17 protein-coding genes are annotated in these 20,477 nt (G+C 63.1%); 13 read left to right on the top strand and 4 right to left on the bottom strand.

Features of this window, described 5'->3' with window-relative positions; translation table 11 throughout:
- Positions 1–18: 18 nt before the first annotated feature.
- The gene (locus AB4Y42_RS36610; RefSeq protein ID WP_368696918.1) at positions 19–1,752 is read right to left on the bottom strand and encodes a SulP family inorganic anion transporter; all 1,734 of its coding nucleotides are present in this window, start codon (positions 1,750–1,752) and stop codon (positions 19–21) included.
- Complete coding sequence (locus AB4Y42_RS36605; protein WP_368686738.1) at positions 1,749–2,549, bottom strand: TrkA family potassium uptake protein; 801 nt, start codon at positions 2,547–2,549, stop codon at positions 1,749–1,751. The genes AB4Y42_RS36610 and AB4Y42_RS36605 overlap by 4 nt, the downstream gene beginning before the upstream one ends.
- A 639-nt stretch (positions 2,550–3,188) precedes the next feature.
- Between AB4Y42_RS36605 and AB4Y42_RS36600 the strand changes: the two genes are divergently transcribed.
- From AB4Y42_RS36600 to AB4Y42_RS36540, 13 genes are all read left to right on the top strand, one after another.
- Positions 3,189–3,650 carry a hypothetical protein gene (locus tag AB4Y42_RS36600; RefSeq protein ID WP_368686739.1) on the top strand — a complete coding sequence of 154 codons (462 nt, stop codon included), beginning with the start codon at positions 3,189–3,191 and terminating at the stop codon, positions 3,648–3,650.
- A 156-nt stretch (positions 3,651–3,806) separates the two neighbouring features.
- Positions 3,807–4,901: an efflux RND transporter periplasmic adaptor subunit gene (locus tag AB4Y42_RS36595; RefSeq protein ID WP_368696917.1), complete on the top strand. Its 1,095-nt coding sequence runs from the start codon at positions 3,807–3,809 to the stop codon at positions 4,899–4,901.
- The gene (locus AB4Y42_RS36590) at positions 4,898–7,975 is read left to right on the top strand and encodes an efflux RND transporter permease subunit (protein ID WP_368696916.1); all 3,078 of its coding nucleotides are present in this window, start codon (positions 4,898–4,900) and stop codon (positions 7,973–7,975) included. The genes AB4Y42_RS36595 and AB4Y42_RS36590 overlap by 4 nt, the downstream gene beginning before the upstream one ends.
- Positions 7,976–8,058: 83 nt before the next feature.
- Positions 8,059–8,586 (top strand): Na+/H+ antiporter subunit E, encoded by a 528-nt coding sequence (locus tag AB4Y42_RS36585; RefSeq protein ID WP_368696915.1) that lies wholly within the window; start codon positions 8,059–8,061, stop codon positions 8,584–8,586.
- A complete protein-coding gene (locus AB4Y42_RS36580; protein WP_368696914.1) occupies positions 8,579–8,863 on the top strand; it encodes a monovalent cation/H+ antiporter complex subunit F in 285 nt (94 codons plus the stop codon). Before AB4Y42_RS36585 ends, AB4Y42_RS36580 begins: the two co-directional genes overlap by 8 nt.
- Positions 8,860–9,153: a monovalent cation/H(+) antiporter subunit G gene (gene mnhG / locus AB4Y42_RS36575; protein WP_368696913.1), complete on the top strand. Its 294-nt coding sequence runs from the start codon at positions 8,860–8,862 to the stop codon at positions 9,151–9,153. The genes AB4Y42_RS36580 and mnhG overlap by 4 nt, the downstream gene beginning before the upstream one ends.
- The gene (locus AB4Y42_RS36570; RefSeq protein ID WP_368696912.1) at positions 9,150–10,094 is read left to right on the top strand and encodes a hydrogenase subunit MbhD domain-containing protein; all 945 of its coding nucleotides are present in this window, start codon (positions 9,150–9,152) and stop codon (positions 10,092–10,094) included. The genes mnhG and AB4Y42_RS36570 overlap by 4 nt, the downstream gene beginning before the upstream one ends.
- Positions 10,091–10,441 (top strand): NADH-quinone oxidoreductase subunit K, encoded by a 351-nt coding sequence (locus tag AB4Y42_RS36565; protein ID WP_368696911.1) that lies wholly within the window; start codon positions 10,091–10,093, stop codon positions 10,439–10,441. The genes AB4Y42_RS36570 and AB4Y42_RS36565 overlap by 4 nt, the downstream gene beginning before the upstream one ends.
- Positions 10,438–11,952 carry a complex I subunit 5 family protein gene (locus AB4Y42_RS36560; RefSeq protein WP_368696910.1) on the top strand — a complete coding sequence of 505 codons (1,515 nt, stop codon included), beginning with the start codon at positions 10,438–10,440 and terminating at the stop codon, positions 11,950–11,952. Before AB4Y42_RS36565 ends, AB4Y42_RS36560 begins: the two co-directional genes overlap by 4 nt.
- Positions 11,949–13,589: a proton-conducting transporter membrane subunit gene (locus AB4Y42_RS36555; protein WP_368696909.1), complete on the top strand. Its 1,641-nt coding sequence runs from the start codon at positions 11,949–11,951 to the stop codon at positions 13,587–13,589. Before AB4Y42_RS36560 ends, AB4Y42_RS36555 begins: the two co-directional genes overlap by 4 nt.
- A 70-nt stretch (positions 13,590–13,659) precedes the next feature.
- Positions 13,660–15,126 (top strand): efflux transporter outer membrane subunit, encoded by a 1,467-nt coding sequence (locus AB4Y42_RS36550; protein ID WP_368696908.1) that lies wholly within the window; start codon positions 13,660–13,662, stop codon positions 15,124–15,126.
- A gap of 119 nt (positions 15,127–15,245) precedes the next feature.
- Positions 15,246–16,817 (top strand): alpha/beta hydrolase, encoded by a 1,572-nt coding sequence (locus tag AB4Y42_RS36545; RefSeq protein ID WP_368696927.1) that lies wholly within the window; start codon positions 15,246–15,248, stop codon positions 16,815–16,817.
- A 209-nt stretch (positions 16,818–17,026) separates the two neighbouring features.
- Positions 17,027–17,809: a hypothetical protein gene (locus AB4Y42_RS36540; RefSeq protein WP_368696926.1), complete on the top strand. Its 783-nt coding sequence runs from the start codon at positions 17,027–17,029 to the stop codon at positions 17,807–17,809.
- A 97-nt stretch (positions 17,810–17,906) separates the two neighbouring features.
- Here AB4Y42_RS36540 and AB4Y42_RS36535 read toward each other — a convergent pair whose 3' ends face one another.
- Positions 17,907–18,863, bottom strand: a complete 957-nt coding sequence (locus tag AB4Y42_RS36535) for a cation diffusion facilitator family transporter (RefSeq protein ID WP_368696907.1) — start codon at positions 18,861–18,863, stop codon at positions 17,907–17,909.
- Positions 18,864–18,952: 89 nt separating this feature from the next.
- Positions 18,953–20,368, bottom strand: a complete 1,416-nt coding sequence (locus tag AB4Y42_RS36530; protein ID WP_368696906.1) for a basic amino acid/polyamine antiporter — start codon at positions 20,366–20,368, stop codon at positions 18,953–18,955.
- Positions 20,369–20,477: the final 109 nt, after the last annotated feature.

Raw genomic sequence — 20,477 nt, 5'->3', positions numbered from 1 at the left:
TGTGTCATATCAGTCGCTTCATTGCGGCCTGGCGTCTTGAGAAGTCGAGGACGTAGACGGCGAAATGTCACGCAGTGCCTCGATTGCGGCGTCGACGGTTGCAAAGACCTCGCGATGCACGCCGCTCACACGCAATGCCTTGTACCGCTCGATTTCGTGTCGGACGCCCGAGGGGAGGGCGACCGCGGCTATGCCCACACCGTGCTTGTCGAGTTCGCCGCCTAGCTGGATCAAGGTCTTGCCTGCCGTGTAGTCGATGTTGCTGATCTCCGATGCGTCGATCACCACCCAGCGCAGCCCCGGACTCGCTTCGTTGACGAGCTTGAGCACCTCTTCCGTGAAGCGGCCGGTGTTCGCATAGAACAGGTCGGCTTCGAAACGGTAGACGACGATCCCAGGTGCGGCGAGCAGATCGGGCTCGACGTGTCGCGCGATCCAGCTGTCGCCGGGGCCTCGCGTCAGCACCCGGGTCCGCAGGCGGTAGCTGTGGCGTGCATGCGCGATCAGGGAAAGCACGACGGCAGCAAGAATGCCGTGCATCACGTCGACGAATACGACGACGCCCGTAGTCAGCAACGCCACGACGAGCTCGTCCTTCTGCATGCGATACAGTTCGATCATGCCTTTCACGTCGATCAGCTTTACGCCGATCATGAAGACGATGGCCGACAACACGGCAGCAGGGAGCAGACTCAGCGGTTTCGTGAGAAATAGCAGCACCAGCAGCACGATGGCGGCGGTCGTGAGGTGGGCGACCTGGGTGCGGCCGCCCGCGTCGTCGAGCATCTCGGTCTTGGTCGGGCTGCCGTTCACGACGAAGGTTCCCGTGAAAGCCGCTGCCGCGTTGGCGGCCGCGAGCCCGATGATATCGGCGTTGTCGTCGCCCCTTTCGTTATAGCGATTGGCGTACGCGCGTGCCGTTGCTGCGCTCTGGGCAATGATGACGATGAAGCACGAGGCGGCCGTGACCAGTACCTGATTGATCGCGCCCATATGCAACGGTGGAAGGAACAATGACGGGAGTCCACCCGGCACTTCGCCCGTGACCGCGATGCCATGTCCGGCGAAATTGAACACGCCGCTTGCCACGATGGAGCCGATCACGGCGATCAGCGCACCCGGTGCGCGCGGCACGAAGCGCTTGCAGCCGATGATCACCACGAGCACGGCGATCGAGAGCATCGTGGTCGGATAGTTGGCCTGGGCCACGCGTTGCAACGCGGACGCGATCTGCATCAACGGCCCATGCCCTTGCTTGGCGAGTCCGATCAGGCCGGCAAGCTCGCCTGCCGCGACCTGGATGCCGACGCCGGTCAGGAAGCCGATCAACGCGCTGCGGGAAAGAAAGTCGGCCAGAAAACCCAGACGAAAAACACGCGCGATCACCAGCATCACCGAGACCGTCAAGGCGACGGTGCTCGTGAGGCCGACATAGTCCTTGCTGCCGAGCGCGGCGACGGCCGTCAAGGTACCCGCGAGAATGGCGGCCGTGGCCGAGTCGGCGGCGACGACCAGTTGTCGCGACGCACCAAAGAGCGCGAATGCCACGAGCGGCAGCAGGATCGTATAGAGGCCCGTCACGGTGGGCGTGCCGGCAATTTTCGTGTATCCCATCACTTCGGGAATGCCGAGTGCGGCCAGCGTGATCCCGGCGATGATGTCGTGCGGCAGTTGCGCGGGATTGAAGGGCAGCAGTCCCTGCAGGAAAGGCAGGTGAGGCAGGCGGTGCGGTGTAGGAGCGGCGGGCTTCATCGTGCGGCCTCCGCTGCAGTCGTAATCCTGGCGACCAGTGCTTTGGCGATGATGTCGTCGGCAATGACGACGTTGGTCGCGCCAGCGTTCTCCAGCAGCCCTTTTCGCAGGGGGTTTTCGCCAGGTACGGCAATGGGGAGCGACGGGTTGAGCGTATGGGCCAGCAGGGTGATCGCCAGATTGTTATTGCTGTCGGGTGTCGTGACGAACATGGCTTTCGCGCTATCGAGTCGCGCACGCTTGAGCACGTCGTCGAAGGCGTCCGGCGAGCCGAGTACGACGAGATGCCCGCAATCCGTTGCCCGGTTGGCCTGATCCTGATCGCCCACGAGTACGAGCACGGTGTTGCCCGCTTCATGCAGGTAGTTTGCAACCCGTTCTCCGAGAGAATGGAATCCCACGACCACGACGTGATTGGCGAGTTGCTCGAACTTGCGTTCCATGATTCTGTTCTCCCGATAAGCCATCACGTCATCGCCCGATAGCATGCCTGTGAGTCGCGAAACGGCGAACCCGCCGATCAGCAGTGTCGCGACCATGGCCAGAAGCATGAAGGCCTTTTGAGGCGGACTGAATTCGCTGAAGGCGCCGAGTGTCGTAATGAGATTGACTCCGTTCCAAAGAGCCGTAAACAGTTTGTCGGAGAAAGAGTGGCTGGTCTGATCGAGGGCGATCAGGCCGATGGTGGCACCGCCCAGCAGCATGACCAGAAGGCCGATTGTGTGATGTGCGCGACGGCGCCATTCTCGAATACGGATGACCCCAAGACGAGGTTCATCGACACGGAAGATCCACATGGTTACCTCGGATTGTTGGTCTGATCGAGACAACAGCGAACCTGATGCCAAGGGGATACGCTCTCCCTTTTTGCGCCTGTAGTCAATAGTAAATAATCAGGAGCCCAATGTATTAACCGGGTGAGCGACGACGCAATGCGGCAACTTGTTTCAGACGATAAAACAGATCGGAAGGAAAAAGAAAACCTTATAGCCGCTGACGCATGTCGTAGTAGTTAGCCGATTAAGAACCAGGAAGGCCTGCGACTGCAGACAAACTCGCCTTGACAAATTCGTTGCTGCTCGACCGCGAGCTTTCCAGGTGACGCATCGTGCCGGACATAGCCCGATCAATATGGGGCGCAATCTGGACGCGTTCGAAATTCGTCGCGAGAGATAAGAGACGTTGCCGAAGCAGATGGATAAAAAATGCGCGCCACATTGAATCGCTGAACCATTTTCGAAACGAATGCCACGTTGAAAACGTCATGTGCGAATCGTATTCCATAATGTTCGCCAGGTATTCGGAGGGTGGATGGCAAAAGACAATTCTCCGCGTACGTATTGGCTGAATGTTCGCTAATGATTATGCGTGGAATCGTTAGCAAACAGGCCGAATGAATTAGCGAATCCGCAATGCGCCGCATTAGGGGGAATGTCATGCGATATCTCGCTGCAACACTTCTTGGCTCCGTGGCTGTCTCGGTTGCGCTTACCGGTTGCGAGGCGCCGACTTCCGGCTCGGTCTTCACGCCGGCGCAGGCTCAGCAGGTGTTCGTGATCGAACTGGGTACCGTCGAAACCGTGCGGCCCGTCACGATTCAGCCGGGCCCAACGGGCATCGGCGCGATCACCGGCGGCGCGCTTGGCGGCATCGCGGCTGGCAGCAACATTGGGCGCGGCACGGGTGCCGTAGCGGCGGGCATCGGCGGCGCCGTGCTGGGCGGCGCGGCAGGCAATGCCGTGGAGCAGCGCGTCACGCAGCGGCAAGGCCTTGAAATCGTCGTGCGTCTGGATTCGGGGCAACTGATGTCGGTGGTGCAGGACGCGGATCAGCAGTTCGTCCCCGGTGATCGTGTGCGTGTGCTGATGGGCAACAACTCGGTACGCGTGACCCGATGAAGTGAGCGCAGGTGTCGTTGATCTCTCGAGGATGGATACCCCGGCACGCCCGGCGGGGCTGCTACAGGGCGCGAAGCCATTTCACGGTGGACACGGGCAACCTGTCCAAGGATCCAGAGGAATACGCCAGTGTTTGCGAATCATGCTGCAGGTCGAATGGTTTCCCTGCATTTGGCCGTGACGCTGTGTGCGCTGTGTGTAACGGCGGCGGGCGGACTGTTGGCGGGCTGCCGTAAGGGCGTAGAGGCGCAGGTGACGGAAGTGCGCCCGGTACGCGTCGTCAGGATAGAAAAGCAGGAGGCCGGAGCGACCATCGCCTTGACCGGAAGATTGCAGGCGCAGGCCGAGATCAATCAATCGTTCCGTATCGACGGAAGAATGACGTCCCGCAACGTCGATGTCGGGGACCGTGTCAGGGCGGGCCAGGTGCTGGCGCGGCTTGACCGGATGAACGAGGAAAGCAGCCTGCAGTCCGCTCGGGCCCAGTTGGCCGCCGCGCAGGCACAAGCCCTGGAAGCGCGCACCATGTTCACCCGCATGCGCGATCTGCTTGCGGAGCATGCCGTGTCGCGTGCTTCGTTCGAACAGTCGGAAGCGATGGCAAAGATCACCCAGTCGCAAGTCGATTCGGCGCAGTCGCTGGTCAACATCGCGCAGAACCGGCTGAGCTATACCGACCTCGTTTCCGACGTAGCCGGCGTGGTGACGGCGCGTGGAGCGGAGCCGGGCGAGGTGGTTCCGGCTGGCCGCATGATTGTGCAGATCGCTCGCGAGGGCGCGGTGGATGCCGTATTCGATGTGCCCGCCGCGATCAAGGACGTCGCGCCGGCCAGTCCCGACATCGTCATCGCGCTTGCCAGCAACCCCGATGTCACCGCCGTTGGTAAGGTGCGCGAAGTATCGCCCCGCGCCGATCCGGTGACCGGAACCTTTGCGGTCCGGGTTCAAGTTCTCGATCCGCCGGCAGCCATGCGCCTTGGCAGTACGGTCATTGGCCACATGAAGCTCCCGCGCGCGGCGGCCATCGAAATTCCTTCGAGCGCCCTGATCCAGCCAGGAGGAAAGCCGGCGGTCTGGGTGGTCGATACGAAGACAGGGACGGTTTCGGTGCGTGAGGTCGAGCTTCAGGCGTATGGCGAGGACCGCGTTGAGGTGTCGCAAGGTCTCAACACAGGCGACGTGGTCGTGACTGCCGGCGTGCAGGCATTGCGGCCGGGACAGAAAATTAACTGGACCGAGGCAGTCAGGTGATTGGCCCGAATCTATCCGAGTGGGCGCTTTCGAAGCGCCCCCTGGTGGTGTTCCTGATGATCGCCGCACTCGTTGCGGGAACCCTGTCATTCTTGCGGTTGGGGCGCGCCGAAGATCCGGCCTTTACATTCCGCACCATGGTAGTGGCCGCCGCGTGGCCGGGGGCCACCGTCGACGACACGCTCTCGCAGGTGACCGAGCGGCTCGAACGCACGTTGCAGGAGACCCGTCACCTGGATCGCATACGCAGCTATACCACAGCGGGTCAGACGACAATCTTCGTCGATCTTCTGCAGTCCACGCCACCCTCCGAAGTCCAGGACGTCTGGTATCAGGTTCGCAAAAACGTGGACGATATGCGACAGACGCTCCCGGCGGGAACGCTCGGGCCGTTCTTCAACGATGACTTCGGCGACACCTACGGCATCATCTACGGCTTCACCGCCGACGGCTACAACATGCGCGAGTTGCGCGATCGCGTTGAGGCGATTCGCTCGCGCCTGCTGCTGGTGCCGGACGTCTCGAAGATCGAGGTCCTGGGCGCTCAGGACGAACAGATCTACATCGAATTCTCGACCACCCGTCTAGCGGGCTTGCGTCTGGACTACCCGACCATCGTCGCCGCATTGAGAGCGCAAAATCTCATCAGGCCGACCGGCGTCCTGCAAACCGGGCAGGAGCGGGTGTTCTTCAGGGTGACGGGCGCCTTCGATTCCGAACGCGACATCGAGAGTGTCAACCTCGTGCTGGGAGGGCGCATCGTACGCCTCGGCGACATCGCCACCGTGAGACGCGGCTTCGCCGACCCTCCGCAGCCAATGTTCCGCGTCAACGGCAAGCCCGCCATCGGCCTCGCGATCGCCATGCGCGATTCGGGCGACATACTGGCGCTCGGTCGCAACCTGAAGGCCGAGATGGCCGACGCCACCGCGAACCTGCCTGCTGGCATCGAGCCGTTCCTGGTCGCCAATCAGTCAGATACCGTCGACGTGGCGATCAACGACTTCATGGCGTCGCTCTGGCAGGCGATCATCATCATCCTGGTGTGCAGCTTCGTGAGTCTGGGCATACGGCCGGGGACGGTAGTGGCATTGTCTATCCCGCTGACGCTGGCGATTGTCTTCGGGATCATGGACGTCGTGCACATCGACCTGCACCGGGTCTCGCTGGGCGCGCTGATCATCGCGCTTACCTTGCTGGTCGACGACGCCATGACCACCGTCGACGCCATGATCAACCGCCTCGCCGCCGGTGACAGCAAGGATCAGGCGGCGACGTTCGCGTACCGTACGCTGGCCGCGCCAATGCTGATCGGCACGCTCGTGTCGATTTCCAGTTTCGTGCCGATTGGCTTCGCAAAAAGTTCGGCCGGCGAATATACGTTTTCTATTTTTGCGGTAGTCGCCATCGCACTGCTCGCGTCGTGGTTCGGTGCGGTGATTTTCTCGCCGCTAGTCGGTGTGGCAATCCTGAAAACGCCCAAGGCCGAAAAGGAGCCGCGCAAGCCCGGCAAGATGCTGATGGCCTATGACCGCTTCCTGCGCGGCGCGCTGCGGCTCAGGTGGTTGACGATTGCCGTCACGCTCGCGGCGTTCGTGGTGTCGATCTTCCTCGTCCGGTTCGTGCCGCGGCAGTTCTTTCCCGCCTCGGACCGGCCGGAGCTGACGGTGGATCTGACCTTGCGCCAGAACGCGTCCATCCACGCGACCGCGGACCAGGTCGCGCGACTCGAAGCCATTCTGAAAAGCGATCCCGATGTCGAACACTTCAGCAGCTATGTGGGCCGCGGCGCAGTGCGCTTCATTCTTACCCTCAATGTTCAGCTGCCTAATCCGTTTTTCGCACAGGTCATCGTGGTCGCGAAAAGTCTCGAGGCGCGGGACCGGCTGCAATTGAAACTGGAGAAGACGCTGAGTGAACAGTTCCCCGGTATCGTCGCCCGCGTGTCGCCGCTGGAACTGGGACCGCCGGTGGGGTGGCCGCTGCAGTATCGCGTCTCGGGCCCCGACCCGGCGCAGGTGCGCAGGGCCGCACTCGATCTGGCCGGTATCGTGGGTTCCGACGAGCGAACGCGCCACATCAATTTCGACTGGATGGAGCCGGCCCGGCAGATCCGCATCCACATCAACCAGGATGAAGCGCGTCAGCTCGGCGTGAGTTCCGCCGCGCTGGCCGCCATCATGAACACCGTCATTACCGGAACGCCACTCACGCAGATACGCGACGACATCTATCTGGTCAACGTCGTGGCGCGCGCGCAGGAAGAGCAGCCGCTGACGGTGCAGTCACTGAGTACGCTGCAGGTGCCCACGCCGAGCGGGCGCATGGTTCCACTCAGTCAGTTCGCGACGTTCACGGAGGAACAGGAGTCGCCGCTGATATGGCGGCGAAACCGCGTACCGACGCTCACGGTGCGCGCCGACGTGATGCATGGCGAGCTGCCCGACGAAGTCGTTGCAACGCTCGCGCCGAAGATCGATGCGTTCAACGCGAAGCTGCCCAAGGGTTACCACGTCGCGACTGGCGGCATCTTCGAGGAAAGCGCGACTTCGCAAGCCTCGGTATTTGTCGTGGTCCCGGTGATGATCGTGCTGATGCTGACGAGCATGATGCTGCTGCTGGTGAGCTTCAGGCGCCTGGCCATGGTGGTCTCGGTGATGCCATTGGGCCTGATCGGCGTGGTGCTCGCGCTGCTGGTTTTCAACCGGCCGCTTGGTTTCGTCGCCATTCTGGGCATTCTCGCGTTGATCGGCATGATCGCCAAGAACGGCCTGATCCTGATCGTGCAGATCGAGACTTTTCGACACGAGGGCATGGGCGTGCTGGAGGCCGTTGTCGCTTCGGGCACTTCGCGCATACGGCCAATGATGTTGACCTCGATCTCGACCGTGCTTGGCCTGATCCCGATCGCGCCTACGGTGTTCTGGGGCGCCATGGCCTTTGCGATCATGGGCGGCTTGCTGGTGGCGACGCTGCTGACCCTGGTGTTCCTGCCGGCCCTGTACATGGTGGTGTTTGGCAAAAAAGACCGGCCGCCGCCGCAGTCTTCGGGGATGGCGAACGGGGCGACGTGAGCCGCCGGGGCCTGACTCCATCCGGCAGACGCCCGCTGTTTTCGCGCTCGCTGATTTTTTTCGATAGGGGAGGCGCATCTTCCATGAGCTCACCAACACTTCGTGCTTTCCTGCTCGACTGGCGTTCGCACTGGCGCGTCGCGCTGACACGCGCGGTTTGCTTTCTCGCGCTATGGATCATCCTGATGCCGAGCGTGAAGCCGGCCGATCTCGTCTGCGGCCTGATCGCGACGCTCGTCGCAACGCAGATGAGCCTGCGTCTCCTGCCTCCCGCCGCGGGAAGGGTACGGCTCGGCGCCTTACTCGTATTCGTTCCGCATTTCCTCTTGCAGTCCCTGCTCGCGGGCATCGACGTGGCGCGCCGCGCGTTGGACCCGCGCCTGCCTTTGCGGCCCGGTATCGTGGTCTATCGTGTCGGTTTTCCGCCGGGAACGGCGCGCAATGGTTTCGCCATCATCACGAGCCTCTTGCCGGGGTCGCTGCCGGTAGATGAGACCGCGGACGGGCTCGTCTACCACTGCCTCGACACCTCGCAGCGGGTTGACGAACAACTGGCGGACGAAGAACGGCGCCTCGCGGGCGCGCTGGTCAGCGGTGAACGTCATGGCTGACGTGCTCATCGCCGTTTGCGCGCTGGTGCTGCTGATGGTGGCCGTGGGCCTGCTGTCGGTGCTGCGCGGGCCCACGCGCGCCGACCGCATGATGGCCGCGCAACTGTTCGGCACGGGAGGGATCGCGGCGTTGCTGCTGGTCGGCACGGCAAGCGGCGTCGAGGCTGTCGTGGATGTGGCGTTGACGCTCGCCGTGCTGGCGGCGTTCGCGTCGCTCGCCTTCGTCAAGGCCGATCGTCAGGCAGAGGGCGATATCGCGAAAGAGGACCGGAAATGAAAGCCGTAGCCGATATTTTCACGATCATTGCCATGCTGGCCGGCGTTGTCTTCTTCGTGGCCGGTACAGTCGGGCTGTTGCGGTTCCCGGACACGTACACGCGGCTGCACGCGTTGACCAAGGCCGACAACCTGGGCTTGGGCATGGTGGTGCTGGGGCTGTTGCCACAGACCGGTCATATCGTGATCGCCCTCAAGCTGATCGTGGTCTGGCTGCTGGTGATGCTGACGTCATCCGATGTGTCGCAGCTCATCGCGCGCGCCGCGCGCCGGCAGGAGGAGCGTGCATGATCGCCGCCATCTCCGTCGGTATCGGCATCCTGTTGCTGGGGCTTGCGCTCTGGACGGTCGTCGTGCGCGATACGTTCGCCGCGGTCGCCGGATTCATTCCTTACGGCCTGCTGCTTACGCTGGCCTGGCTAGTGCTTCGTGCTGTCGACGTCGCGTTGACCGAAGCGGCGATCGGCGCGGGCCTGACCGGCGCGCTGCTGATCCGCGCGGCGTCGCGGCTCGAGGCAACTGAAGCGGCGGCCCGGGCCGAAACGCCGGGCCTCGCGATGCGTGTCGCGGCAGGCGTGGCCGCCACGGCGGTCGCCGTCGTGATTGCCGTTAGCCTGTTGAGCTTGCCGGACCCCGCGCCGACCCTGGCGCCCGAGGTGGCGCGGCACATTCAGGCGACTGGCGTCGGCAACCCGATCACGGCAGTCCTGCTGTCATTTCGCGCGATCGACACGCTGCTGGAAGCCATCGTGTTGCTGTTCGGCGTGGTCGGCGTCTGGTCGCTGGCGCCGGACCGCTGCTGGGGCGGCAGGCCGGGACTGGCGCAGGTGGTGAGTCCCAACGACATTCTGGTGTATCTCGCGCGTGTATTGCCGCCGATAGGCGTCGTGATCGGCATCTACATTTTCTGGGTCGGCGCCGATCATCCGGGCGGCAAATTCCAGGGCGCCACGGTGATTGCCGCCATGTGGCTGCTCGTCATGATGTCCGGTTTGCGCGATGCGCCGCCGGTCAGCCGGCGCTGGCTGCGCGCCGTGCTGATCCTCGGGCCGGCGGTGTTCATCGCGCTTGGCCTGCTCGGCGCCGTCGTGGCGGGAGCGTTTCTCGCGTACCCCGATGGCTGGGCGAAGCTGTGGATCATCATCATCGAAGCCGCGCTGCTGCCTTCGCTTGCCGTGACCCTGGTCCTCCTGCTGGTCGGGCCACCGCAGCGGCCGGAGGTGAGCCCATGAACGTCTCGCAGTTGTTCGGCTTGACCGCTGCTGCCCTCGTGGGTCTCGGCCTCTATGGCCTGATCGTCAACCCGCAGCCCTTGCGCAAGGTGCTGGCCTTCAACCTGACGGGCAATGGCGTCTTTCTGGCTTGTGCCGTGATCGCGCATCGAGGCGCTGGCGCCGGCATGTCCGGCGACCCGGTGCCGCAGGCGCTATTGATCACGGCGATTGTCGTGTCGTTCGCCGCTTCCGCGCTCGCAGTCGGACTCATGCTGCGCAGGTTCGCGGAAACGGGCTCGAATTCTCTGTCGGCGGACGGTGATGCGGCGTCGGGCGGGGCGCGCGCCGATACGGAGGCGAGGTGACGACGCTGGCGCTCACGGGGCAATCGACGCCGGGCGGCCTGCTGCTGACGCTCGCCGTGTTGTTGCCTTTTGCCGGGATGCTGGCGGGGTTGGCGCTCGGCGGACGCCACGCGCAACGCGTGGCCTGGGTGACGATCGCCTTCGGTTTCGGCATCGTGCTGGAGATTGCGGCGAGGCTGCTGGTTTCGGGCGACGCATTGCGCTACCTGCTGGGCGGCTGGGCGCCGCCGCTCGGCGTCATGCTCCGCGCCGACGGCCTCTCGGTGTGCATGATGCTGGTGGTTGCCGTGGTCGTGGGGGCGGTGGCGATTTACGCCAATGGCGACTTCGGCACGCCGTCCGGCACGAACGAGGCTCGCGCGCCGCTGGCGTTCTGGCTGCTGCTGCTGGCGGTATGGGGAGCGCTCAATCTGGTGTTTGTGAGCGGAGACATTTTCACGCTCTACGTCGCGCTCGAACTGCTGACTTTTGCGGGCGTTCCTCTCGTGTCCCTCGAAGGCCGCGCCGAAACATTGCAGGCTGCGTTGCGTTATCTGTTGTACGCGCTGATCGGCTCGATGCTTTATTTGCTGGGGGTTTTTCTGCTCTATGGCGCCTATGGCACGCTGGACATTGCGCTGCTTGCCGCGAGGATCGGGGCGCAGCCGCTAGCCTGGGCCGCGTTGGCGTTGATGACGGCCGGCATGCTCGCCAAAACCGCGCTGTTTCCGCTGCATCTGTGGTTGCCGCCTGCGCACGCGGGCGCACCGGCCGCCGCGAGCGCGCTGCTGTCGGCATTGGTCATCAAGGGATCGTGGTTCGTGGTGGTGCGGTTGTGGGTCGATGTCTTCGCCGGCATCGCAAGCGGATCCTGCTCGCAACTGCTTGCAGGCCTGGGGGCGCTCGCGATCCTCTTCGGTAATGTGGTGGCGCTGCGCCAGGTGCGGCTGAAGCTCTTGATCGCCTACTCGACGGTCGCCCAGATCGGCTATCTATTCCTGCTGTTCCCGCTTGCCGTGCAGCACGAAAGTGCTCGAGCCGTCACGGGTGGCCTGTTGCAGGCCGTATCGCACGCGAGCGCAAAAGCGGCCATGTTCCTCGCGGCCGGTCTGATCTATAGCACGCTGGGGCATGACCGTCTGGCCGACCTGCGCGGCGCAGGGCGCGCCTTGCCCATGACGCTGACGGCTTTCGCGCTGGCCGGCGCCACGTTGATCGGCTTGCCGCCTTCCGGGGGCTTTCTGGCCAAGTGGCTGCTGATGTCGGTGGCACTCGCGACGGGGCAATGGTGGTGGGCGGTCGTGATGCTGGTCGGCGGCCTGCTCACGAGCGTCTACGTTTTCATGGTGGTGGTGCGCGCGATGGAGCCCGCTGCGCCCGGCTGGTCGCCGCAAAAGCAGGTGCCTCGTTTCCAGCAGTTCGCCGTGCTTGGCCTCGCAACGTGTTCTTTCCTGCTTGGCCTCGCCGTGCTGCTGCCGGTCGACGTGGCCCAGATTGGCCGCACAGTGATGCCGCCAGCGGGGCTGCCATGAACGTCTCCCAAGCTCTGCTCGTCGCAGCCGTCGGGTTGCCATTGCTGATGCTGCTGCTCTGTGCGTCGGCGCCTGTTCGCAGGCGCCTGCCGTCATGGTTCGCCGTCGCTGCGCTGCCCGCGCTGGCCGCGGCCGTCGGCGCCAGCCAGAGCGAAACCCTGATGCTTGGCCACAGCCGGTTCGCCCTCAGTTTCGCGCTCGATACGCCAGGCGCGGTGTTGCTCGGCACGGCGGCGCTGTTGTGGCTCTTCGCCGGAATCTATGCCGCACGATATGTACGCGGTCGCGAAGATATCGATGGGTTCGTCGTCTGCTGGCTCATGGCCTTGACCGGCAGCGTGGGCGTGTTTCTGACGGCCGATCTGATTGGCTTCTATCTGATGCTGGCGGTGTTGAGTGTCGGCGCCAGCGGGCTGGTGCTCCAGGGCGACGGGCCCGAAGCCCGATACGCGGGCGCGCTTTATCTTGGTGTTGCTTTACTGGCCGAGGCTTTCGTGCTGGGAGGATTGGTCCTGCTCGCACAGGCCACGCCTGGCGGCAGCCTGCTGATTCACGATGCGGCTGCTGCCTTGCCGCGCTCGCCCTGGCGCAACGCCACGCTGCTATTGCTCCTGGTTGGCCTCGGCATGAAGGCCGGGATGGTGCCGCTGCATTTCTGGATGCCGCACGCCTATCGCGCGGCGCCTGTTCCGGCGGCGGCGGTGCTCAGCGGCGCGGTGGTCAAGGCGAGCGTGATCGCATTGGTTCGTTTTCTGCCATTTACTTTCAACGACGCATGGCCGCACTTTGGCATTCCTTTCGCGGCGCTGGGCATGTTCGGCGCGTTCTACGGCGTAGCGATCGGTATCACCCAGTCCCAGCCGAAAGTCGTGCTTGCGTACTCGAGCGTCAGCCAGATGGGCTTCCTGATGGCCGTGATCGGCATGGGGCTAGCCGCAGGCGACCCCGCTACCGTCGTGGCAGCCGCCTACTATGCCGCGCACCATCTGCTCGTCAAAGGCACTTTGTTTCTGGCCGTGGGCGTGGTCGCGTTGACGGGTGCCGGATCGTTGCGATGGGTGCTGCTGCCCACGGCGGTCATCGCGCTTGGACTGGGCGGATTGCCGTTGACGGGCGGCGCACTGGCCAAGTACGCGGCCAAGGACCTGCTGGGCGGCGATCTCGCCGCGTCGTTGGCTGCGGCGTCTTCAGCCGCGACCACGTTGCTGATGCTTCATTTCGTGCGGCGTCTGGGTGCAGTGGCCACGACCGATTCCAACGCGCGCGCTCCGGGGCCGTTCAGGGGAGCATGGCTGGCAATGGTAGTGGTCTCGCTCGCCGTTCCGTGGGTGTTGTATCTGCGTATCCCGGCAGGCTCGCTACCCGAGGCCCTGGCTCCCGCGGCGTTGTGGTCGGCACTCTGGCCGGTACTCGTTGGCGCGGCGCTCGCGATTGGCTGGAACCGATGGGGCAAGACGGTGCGGTCCGTGCCTGTGGGAGATGTAGGTGGCCTCCTGCGCGGACTGCAACGAGGCAGCACGGGGGCTGCACGAATTGCCGTGTGTACGGATGCGTTCGTGCGCGGATGGGCCGTGTCCTGTCTGACGCTGTTGCTCGCGGCGCTGCTGTTCGGCGGCCTGCTCGCGGTGGCGGCATGATGTGTGTGGCGCAACCGACCGCACCGCCTGCGCATACGGGACGCGGTCGCAGCAGAACCTGGAGTACGTCATGAGAACGCTGACGCGTGCTGCGATATTTGCCGCCGCTACCAGTTGCCTGGCCGGCTGCATTAGCGTGGGGCCCGATTACAGTCGCCCCGAGGTGGCGGTGCCCGCAACGTGGCGGGTCGATTTGCCCGCGGCTGAAGAAGTCGTGGACACGGCGTGGTGGGAGCAATTCGACGATCCGGTGTTGAACGACCTGATTCAAACCGCACTGCAGGGCAATCTGGACGTGCGTATCGCAGCGGCGCGTATCGACCAGTTTATCGGCTTGTTGCGCGCTGCGCGCTCGCAGGGTCTCCCGCAGATCGGCTATGGCGCCAACGTGAGCCGCAACCGGACCAGCGAGGTCGGGATGCCGCCGCTTTCCCCCTTGCTCGATCCCGTCTTCAATCTCTATCAGGGCATGCTGTCCGCTTCCTGGCAAATCGACCTGTTCGGCCGGGTAAGACGCCTGACCGAAGCCGCGCAGGCGCAGGTCTATGCCAGCGAACAGGCCCAGCGGGGCGTCGTGCTTTCGCTGGTGACAGGCGTGGCGACCAGCTACATCACGCTGCGCGGGCTCGACCGGCAACTCGAAGTCGCACGGGCCACGGCGAGTAACTTCGGCGAAACATTACGCATATTCGAGTTGCGCTATCGCGACGGCCTGGTTTCCCAGACGGAGCTTTCCCAGGTGCGCTCGCAGTACAAGCTGGCTCAATCCGCGATACCGGCCATCAAACAGCAGATCGCCATCGTGGAAAACGGCATCTCCATTCTGCTGGGACGTAATCCCGGGCCCATTGCGCGAGGCAAGTCGGTGAGCGAGCTGGTGCTTCCTGTCATTCCGGCGGATCTGCCTTCGACATTGCTCGAGCGGCGGCCCGATATTTTGCAGGCCGAACAGAATCTGGTCGCGGCCAATGCGAATGTCGGCGCCACGCGTGCGCTTTACTATCCCACCCTCTCGCTGACGGGGGCGCTGGGTTCGGTCAGTACTGCGTTCGGCGACTTCCTTTCCGGGCCCGCCTCGCTCTGGTCGGTCGCAGCAGGACTGACCGGGCCGATCTTCACGTCGGGTGCGATTGGTGGCCAGGTGCAGTCAGCCGAGGCACAAAAGCGCCAGGCCGAACTGGTCTACAGGCAGACGGTGCTGGGCGCGTTCAACGACACCAATAATGCGCTCGTCAGCTCACAAATGACCATCGAGCAGACCGCGCTTCAGCAGCAGCGCGTCGATGCGTTGCGCGAATATGCGAGGTTCTCGCGGCTCAAGTTCGAAGACGGGTTGATCGGCTATCTCGAAGTGCTGATATCCGAAAACGACCTGTTCTCCGCCGAGCTTGCCCTCGCCAGCTTGCAGGCCTCGCGCTATAACCAGGTGATCAGCGTGTATCAGGCCATGGGCGGTGGCTGGGTCGATATCGCCGATTCGCATACGCTCGTGTCCCTGAGCGCCGACCGAAAGGGCAATGCCTCGCAGGGCAGGTGACACAGCCTTTAAAGACATAGGACCCGGCGACGCATCACGCAGCATCCGGTCGAATGGATACGCAGCAGAAGAAGTTCAAGGTCACTCTGTATTTTGAAGTTGCTTCCAAGAGAAAAGCCATGCTACGCACGTCGCTGAAGGTAATAAAAATATGCGTGTCGATCCTGGTCGTGCTCGCGTTACTCGCACTGGGTGTGCGGGCATGGTCTTCGCTGCGCGGCCCGGAACTATCCGCCTGGCACACCTACGTGCCGCGGGAGATGACCGTCGAAGAAATAGACGCCGGCGACTGGCGTGCGTACATGCGGGAGGAGTCGCGGCTTTTCGAGGATGTGCGCGTCAACGTCGTCGAAAAGATCAACGCATCCGAGCGTGTCCCGTCGAACCGATACTACGAAGGTTCACCGATCTATCCGGAGCACTTCGCTCAGGACTGGAACCGCTCGTACATACTGGAACCTCCCGGACCGCCGGTTGGAGCGGTGGTGCTGCTGCATGGCATGACGGACTCGCCCTACAGTTTGCGGCACATCGCGCGCAACTACCGTGACCGGGGCTTTGTCGCGATCGCCATCCGTTTGCCTGGACACGGTACCGTGCCAGCGGGACTGACCCATGTCACATGGCAAGAATGGGCCGCAGCAACGCGACTCGCGGTTCGCGAAGCGCGCCGGCGCGTGGGCCCGGACAAACCGCTCGAACTGATAGGCTTCTCGAACGGCGGCGCGCTTGCCCTGCAATATGCGATGGACGCCATCGAGAACCCCGCGCTCACGCGTCCCACCCGGCTCGTGCTCATTTCGCCGATGATCGGAGTCACTCGTTACGCGCGGTTTGCGGGCCTCGTGGGACTACCCGCGATGTTGCCCGCGTTCGCGCGGGCCGCCTGGCTCGGCATCGTGCCGGAATTCAACCCCTTCAAATACAACTCGTTCCCGGTAAACGCAGCGCGTCAGTCCTGGCTGCTTACCAGCGCCATCCAGGAGCAGATGACGAGGCTCGAGCGTGAGAATCGGTTGAATTCGCTCCCTCCCGTGCTGACGTTCCAGTCGGTTACCGATTTCACGGTCAGCACCCCTGCTGTCATGTCGTCGCTGTATGACAAGCTTCCCGCAAACGGCAGTGAAATCGTGTTGTTCGATGTGAACCGCAGCGTGAGTTTCAGAACCTTCCTGCGCGTCGCGTCCTACTCGGCGCTCACACGGCTGCTGCGCATCGGGCCGCAGAACTATCGCACCACGGTCGTTGCCAATGCCTCACAGGATTCGGCTCATACGGTCGAACGCCGTGTCGATGCCGGCAGTGTGGCAACTCACGTTCGTCCTTTGGAGATTGACTATCCTCCGGACATTTTTTCGTTATCGCATGTTGCGATTCCATTTCCCGTGACGGACGCACTCTACGGCATCGAGCCGGGCGACGACGAGAACTTCAATGTCAACCTTGGTACGCTCGCGCCGCGCGGAGAACGCGGCACGTTGATTCTGACGCTCGACTCGATGTTCCGGATTGCATCGAATCCGTTCTTCCCGTATCTCCTGCAACGCATCGACGAGGGCATCGGCAAGATGCCTCCTCCCGTTGTCGATTCACCGAGGCGTACTCATGAGACCGCTGCCGGGAAGCCGGAGGATCCCGCAGAAGCGTTGAGGGAACTGGAGCAGACCGGCGATGATTACGACGAGCCGTAAGCCGACGGCTGCAACAGCAACTCGACTGGAAGACTCGACAGCATCCGGACACCGAGCCAACCTTGTTACCGAGCCTGGTTTGTCCGATGATACGGGCAGGGTGCGCAAGCTCGCATGGGGCCGCCGCGGCCACCTGCCGGCCAGATGTACCTGTGCAGCACCAGCGCCTGTTGAGTGTTGCGTCATACCCGGAGACGAGCACCGTGAACATGACCCGATTGCTGCTTGGCAGCATCATGCTCTTCGTGGTGGGCACGGTGTTGCAGCTGTTATGGCCGCTGGCGCAGCCGGCGTCGTATCACCACTTCGCGGACCAACGCGCGCTGGGCTTGATACCGCATGCCGCGGACGTGCTGTCGAATCTCGTCATTCTGGCGGCAGGGATCGCCTGCCTCGGTTGGGCGAAACGAAATGCGTCGCGGCAGCCGCCAAAATTCCCCGGCATGGTAGTCGCCGGATTCGGGCTCGTGCTAACCGCAATCGGGTCGGCCTACTATCACTGGGCACCTTCCGACGCGACGCTCGTCTGGGACCGCCTGCCGATGACGATCGTCTTCGCCGGCATACTGGCGATGCTCTGGACGTCGCACACCGGGCAGCGCGTGGGCTGGGTACCGTTGCTAATCCTGGTTGCCGTATCGCTAGGCACGATCGAGTACTGGCTCGCCCTCAACAGCCTATGGCCGTACGCGATCCTGCAGTTCGGCGGGCTCATGTTCATCGTCGGCTTGACGCTCACACGCAAGGTGGACAGCGTATTCGGCTGGACGATGGTGATCGTTTTCTACGGGGTGGCCAAGCTCTTCGAGAGCCTTGACTGGCAGGTGTGGGAACTCACTCGCCACGTGATCGCGGGGCATGCGCTGAAGCACGTATCGAGCGGCCTGGCCGGTGCCGCCCTGATTCTGGTGGCGAACGCGGCACCGCGCTTTGCTGTCGGCACGGTTCCAACGCAGCCGGGAGCGATCGACCATTCCCGGTCGCCGCGCTGACGTGTTCGGATGACAAAGTCTCCGGTGGCCGCCAGGATGGAGCCGGACACGCCACGGAATACTCGCCTTCTTCGAGCGCGCTCTGGCGAGGCGCGCGTTATCCAGGCTGGCGTCCGTCTTCCCAGCGCGGGTCCGCGGTAATCTGCACAACGAGCCGGTTTTCCAGCGGATTCGCGCTGAGCGTTTCCCAGATGCGTTCGCGCAATTCGTCCTGCGAGGCGAGATCGCTTAGCGTGGACGTAGCGCCGACGAGCACGCTGACTTCGACAAAATTGCGCCGGCCCGCCTGGATGACGTGTGTGTGATGGCGCAGGATGCCAAGTTCGCGTTCGAGCTTCGAAAGCGCCATCTGGATCTCCGAACGCGGATTGTTCTCGGCGGGGCTCATGTGCAGCAATTCAGCAAAGCTCGTGCTCACGATCTTCACTGGCGCGGAGAGAAATATCAGTGAGAGCCCCGCGGTCATTGCACTGTCGACATAGCGCGCCCATAGATAGTGAAGGCTTTCGGGCAATATCGAATACACGAAAAAGCCGAGTAGTGTGGCTGCGCTGAACGAGAATTTCATGATCCATTTCCAGCCGTCGGTTTTGAGCAGCTTGGAATTGATCTGCGCGGCCGCGCGCTTTTTATAGACCACCATGGCAAAGCTGATCACGCAACTCGCGGCGCTGATCAGCATGACGCCTTGCGCATTCACCACGTGGCCGCCCGAACGAATCCCCTCAATCCCGTTCACGAAGCCATAAACGCAAACGAGCAGCATCATGAGCCCGTTTATGCCGTTCACGAGCGGCTCGAGGAACCAATACCCATATTCGAAGCGAGTCGTCGCGGGCCGGCTCACCACGGTGGCCACGAGCAATCCAAGCGCGGAACTCACGAGATTGAGCAGATAGAAAATGGCGGTGAGCAGCAGCGTATCGGATTGCACTAAGAAGCCATAGCCGACGTTGGCCGCGAAACCGAGGCACACGACGTAAATGGAAACCTTCATCGTGCGTTGCTCGACCGCTTCGAGCCGCGCCTTGCGGAGCGCGTAGCTGATAGGCATGGTTCCTCACTGTCGAACTTTGGAACGTTTGGATGGCGGCGAGCGCAGTCACGAGGCCGATGGATGCGGGCAGGCGCAGTGGCGCGCGGCTAACGCCACGCCGAGGTGCTCAGCCCGACGATCGCGACGAGTCCGCCGCTCATCACCACGAGAAACGCGCACCACTCGGGCCGGGAAAAAAACGCCTCGCCACGCTCGCGGCGCGCCCACAAGTACAGCAGGCTGCCGGGTCCATAGAGCAGCGCGGACATGACCAGCAGTTCCAGTCCGCAAGCGTAAAGCAGGAACAGTGTATAAATCGTGGCGATGCCCGCCGTGGCATAGCGCAGCGTGCGCGTTCGCGCGCTCATGGCCGATTGCGGCAGGGCGCGGATGGCCTTGAGCCCGAAGGTCGCCACGAAAAAGTAGGGGATGAGCGCCATGGCGCTCGTGAGGCGCAGCATGAGCGAGAAGGCGTCGGTGGACCAGTAGGTGCTGATGACGAAGGCCTGTACCACGCCGCTCGTGAGCCAGATCGCGGCGGTGGGAAGCTGCCGCGCATTGCGGCGCGCGAAAATGGCTGGCATGGCGTCCGCCTTCGCGCTGGCATACAGCACTTCCGCGCAGATCAGCGACCATGCGAGGTAGGCGCCGAGCACGGAGACGATGAGCGCACCGCCGATGAACACGACGCCAGGCGAGCCGATCACGGCGCCAAGCACCGACGCCATTGAGGGTTGCCGCATGACGGCGATATCCACGCGCGAGAGATGCGCGTAGGGCAGCAGCGTCACGAGCACGAGCAGCAACAGCACGAAGGCGAAGCCGAGTATCGTGGCGGCGCCCACGTCCGAGCGCTTTTTCGCGTAGCGCGAATAGACGCTTGCGCCTTCAATGCCGAGAAACACGAATACCGTCACGAGCATGGTCCCTTTGACCTGCGGGGCAAGCCCTCGAGCGCTTTCCGCGAGATTGTCCGTGAATGGCTCCGCGCTCGCATAGACGCTCAAAATGCCGATAAAAACGAAAATGGGCAGAATCTTGACGACAGTAAGAATCGCATTGATGAGCGTGGCCTGCTGAATGCCGCGCAGCAGCATCCAGTGAAATGCCCATATGCCGACCGACGAAACTGCAATGGCAATCGGCGTATTGCCGTTTCCAAATGCCGGCACGAATGCGCCGAGCGTGGATTTGATCAGCACCCAATAAGAGACATTGCCGAAGCAACCGGCCATCCAGTAGCCGAACGCGGAGAGAAAGCCGGCGTAGCCGCCGAAGCCGTCACGTGCATAGGCAAAGATGCCGGAGTCGAGGTCGGGCCGGATTTCGGCGAGCAGTTGGAAGACGCGGGCCAGCATATACATGCCGCCTCCCGCAATGCACCATGAGATGATGGCGGCCGCGGGGCCTGCTTCGAGCGCGAAGTTGCGCGGCAGCGAATAGATGCCGGCGCCGACCATGGAGCCCACGACCATGGCCGTCAGGACCGGCAGCGACAATTTCTGGTCATCCGTCGATTTCATGTTCGAGCCTTTTTCTGATCTTTGTCCGGTCGTAATGCGAGCGCGGGAAATCGCGGATAAAAAATGCGCGCCACATTGAATTGCTGAACGATTCTCGAACGAATGCCAC

This window comes from Paraburkholderia sp. EG286B, from assembly GCF_040965655.1.
Taxonomy (GTDB): domain Bacteria; phylum Pseudomonadota; class Gammaproteobacteria; order Burkholderiales; family Burkholderiaceae; genus Paraburkholderia.
This window is presented reverse-complemented; position numbering and strand designations above follow the sequence as displayed.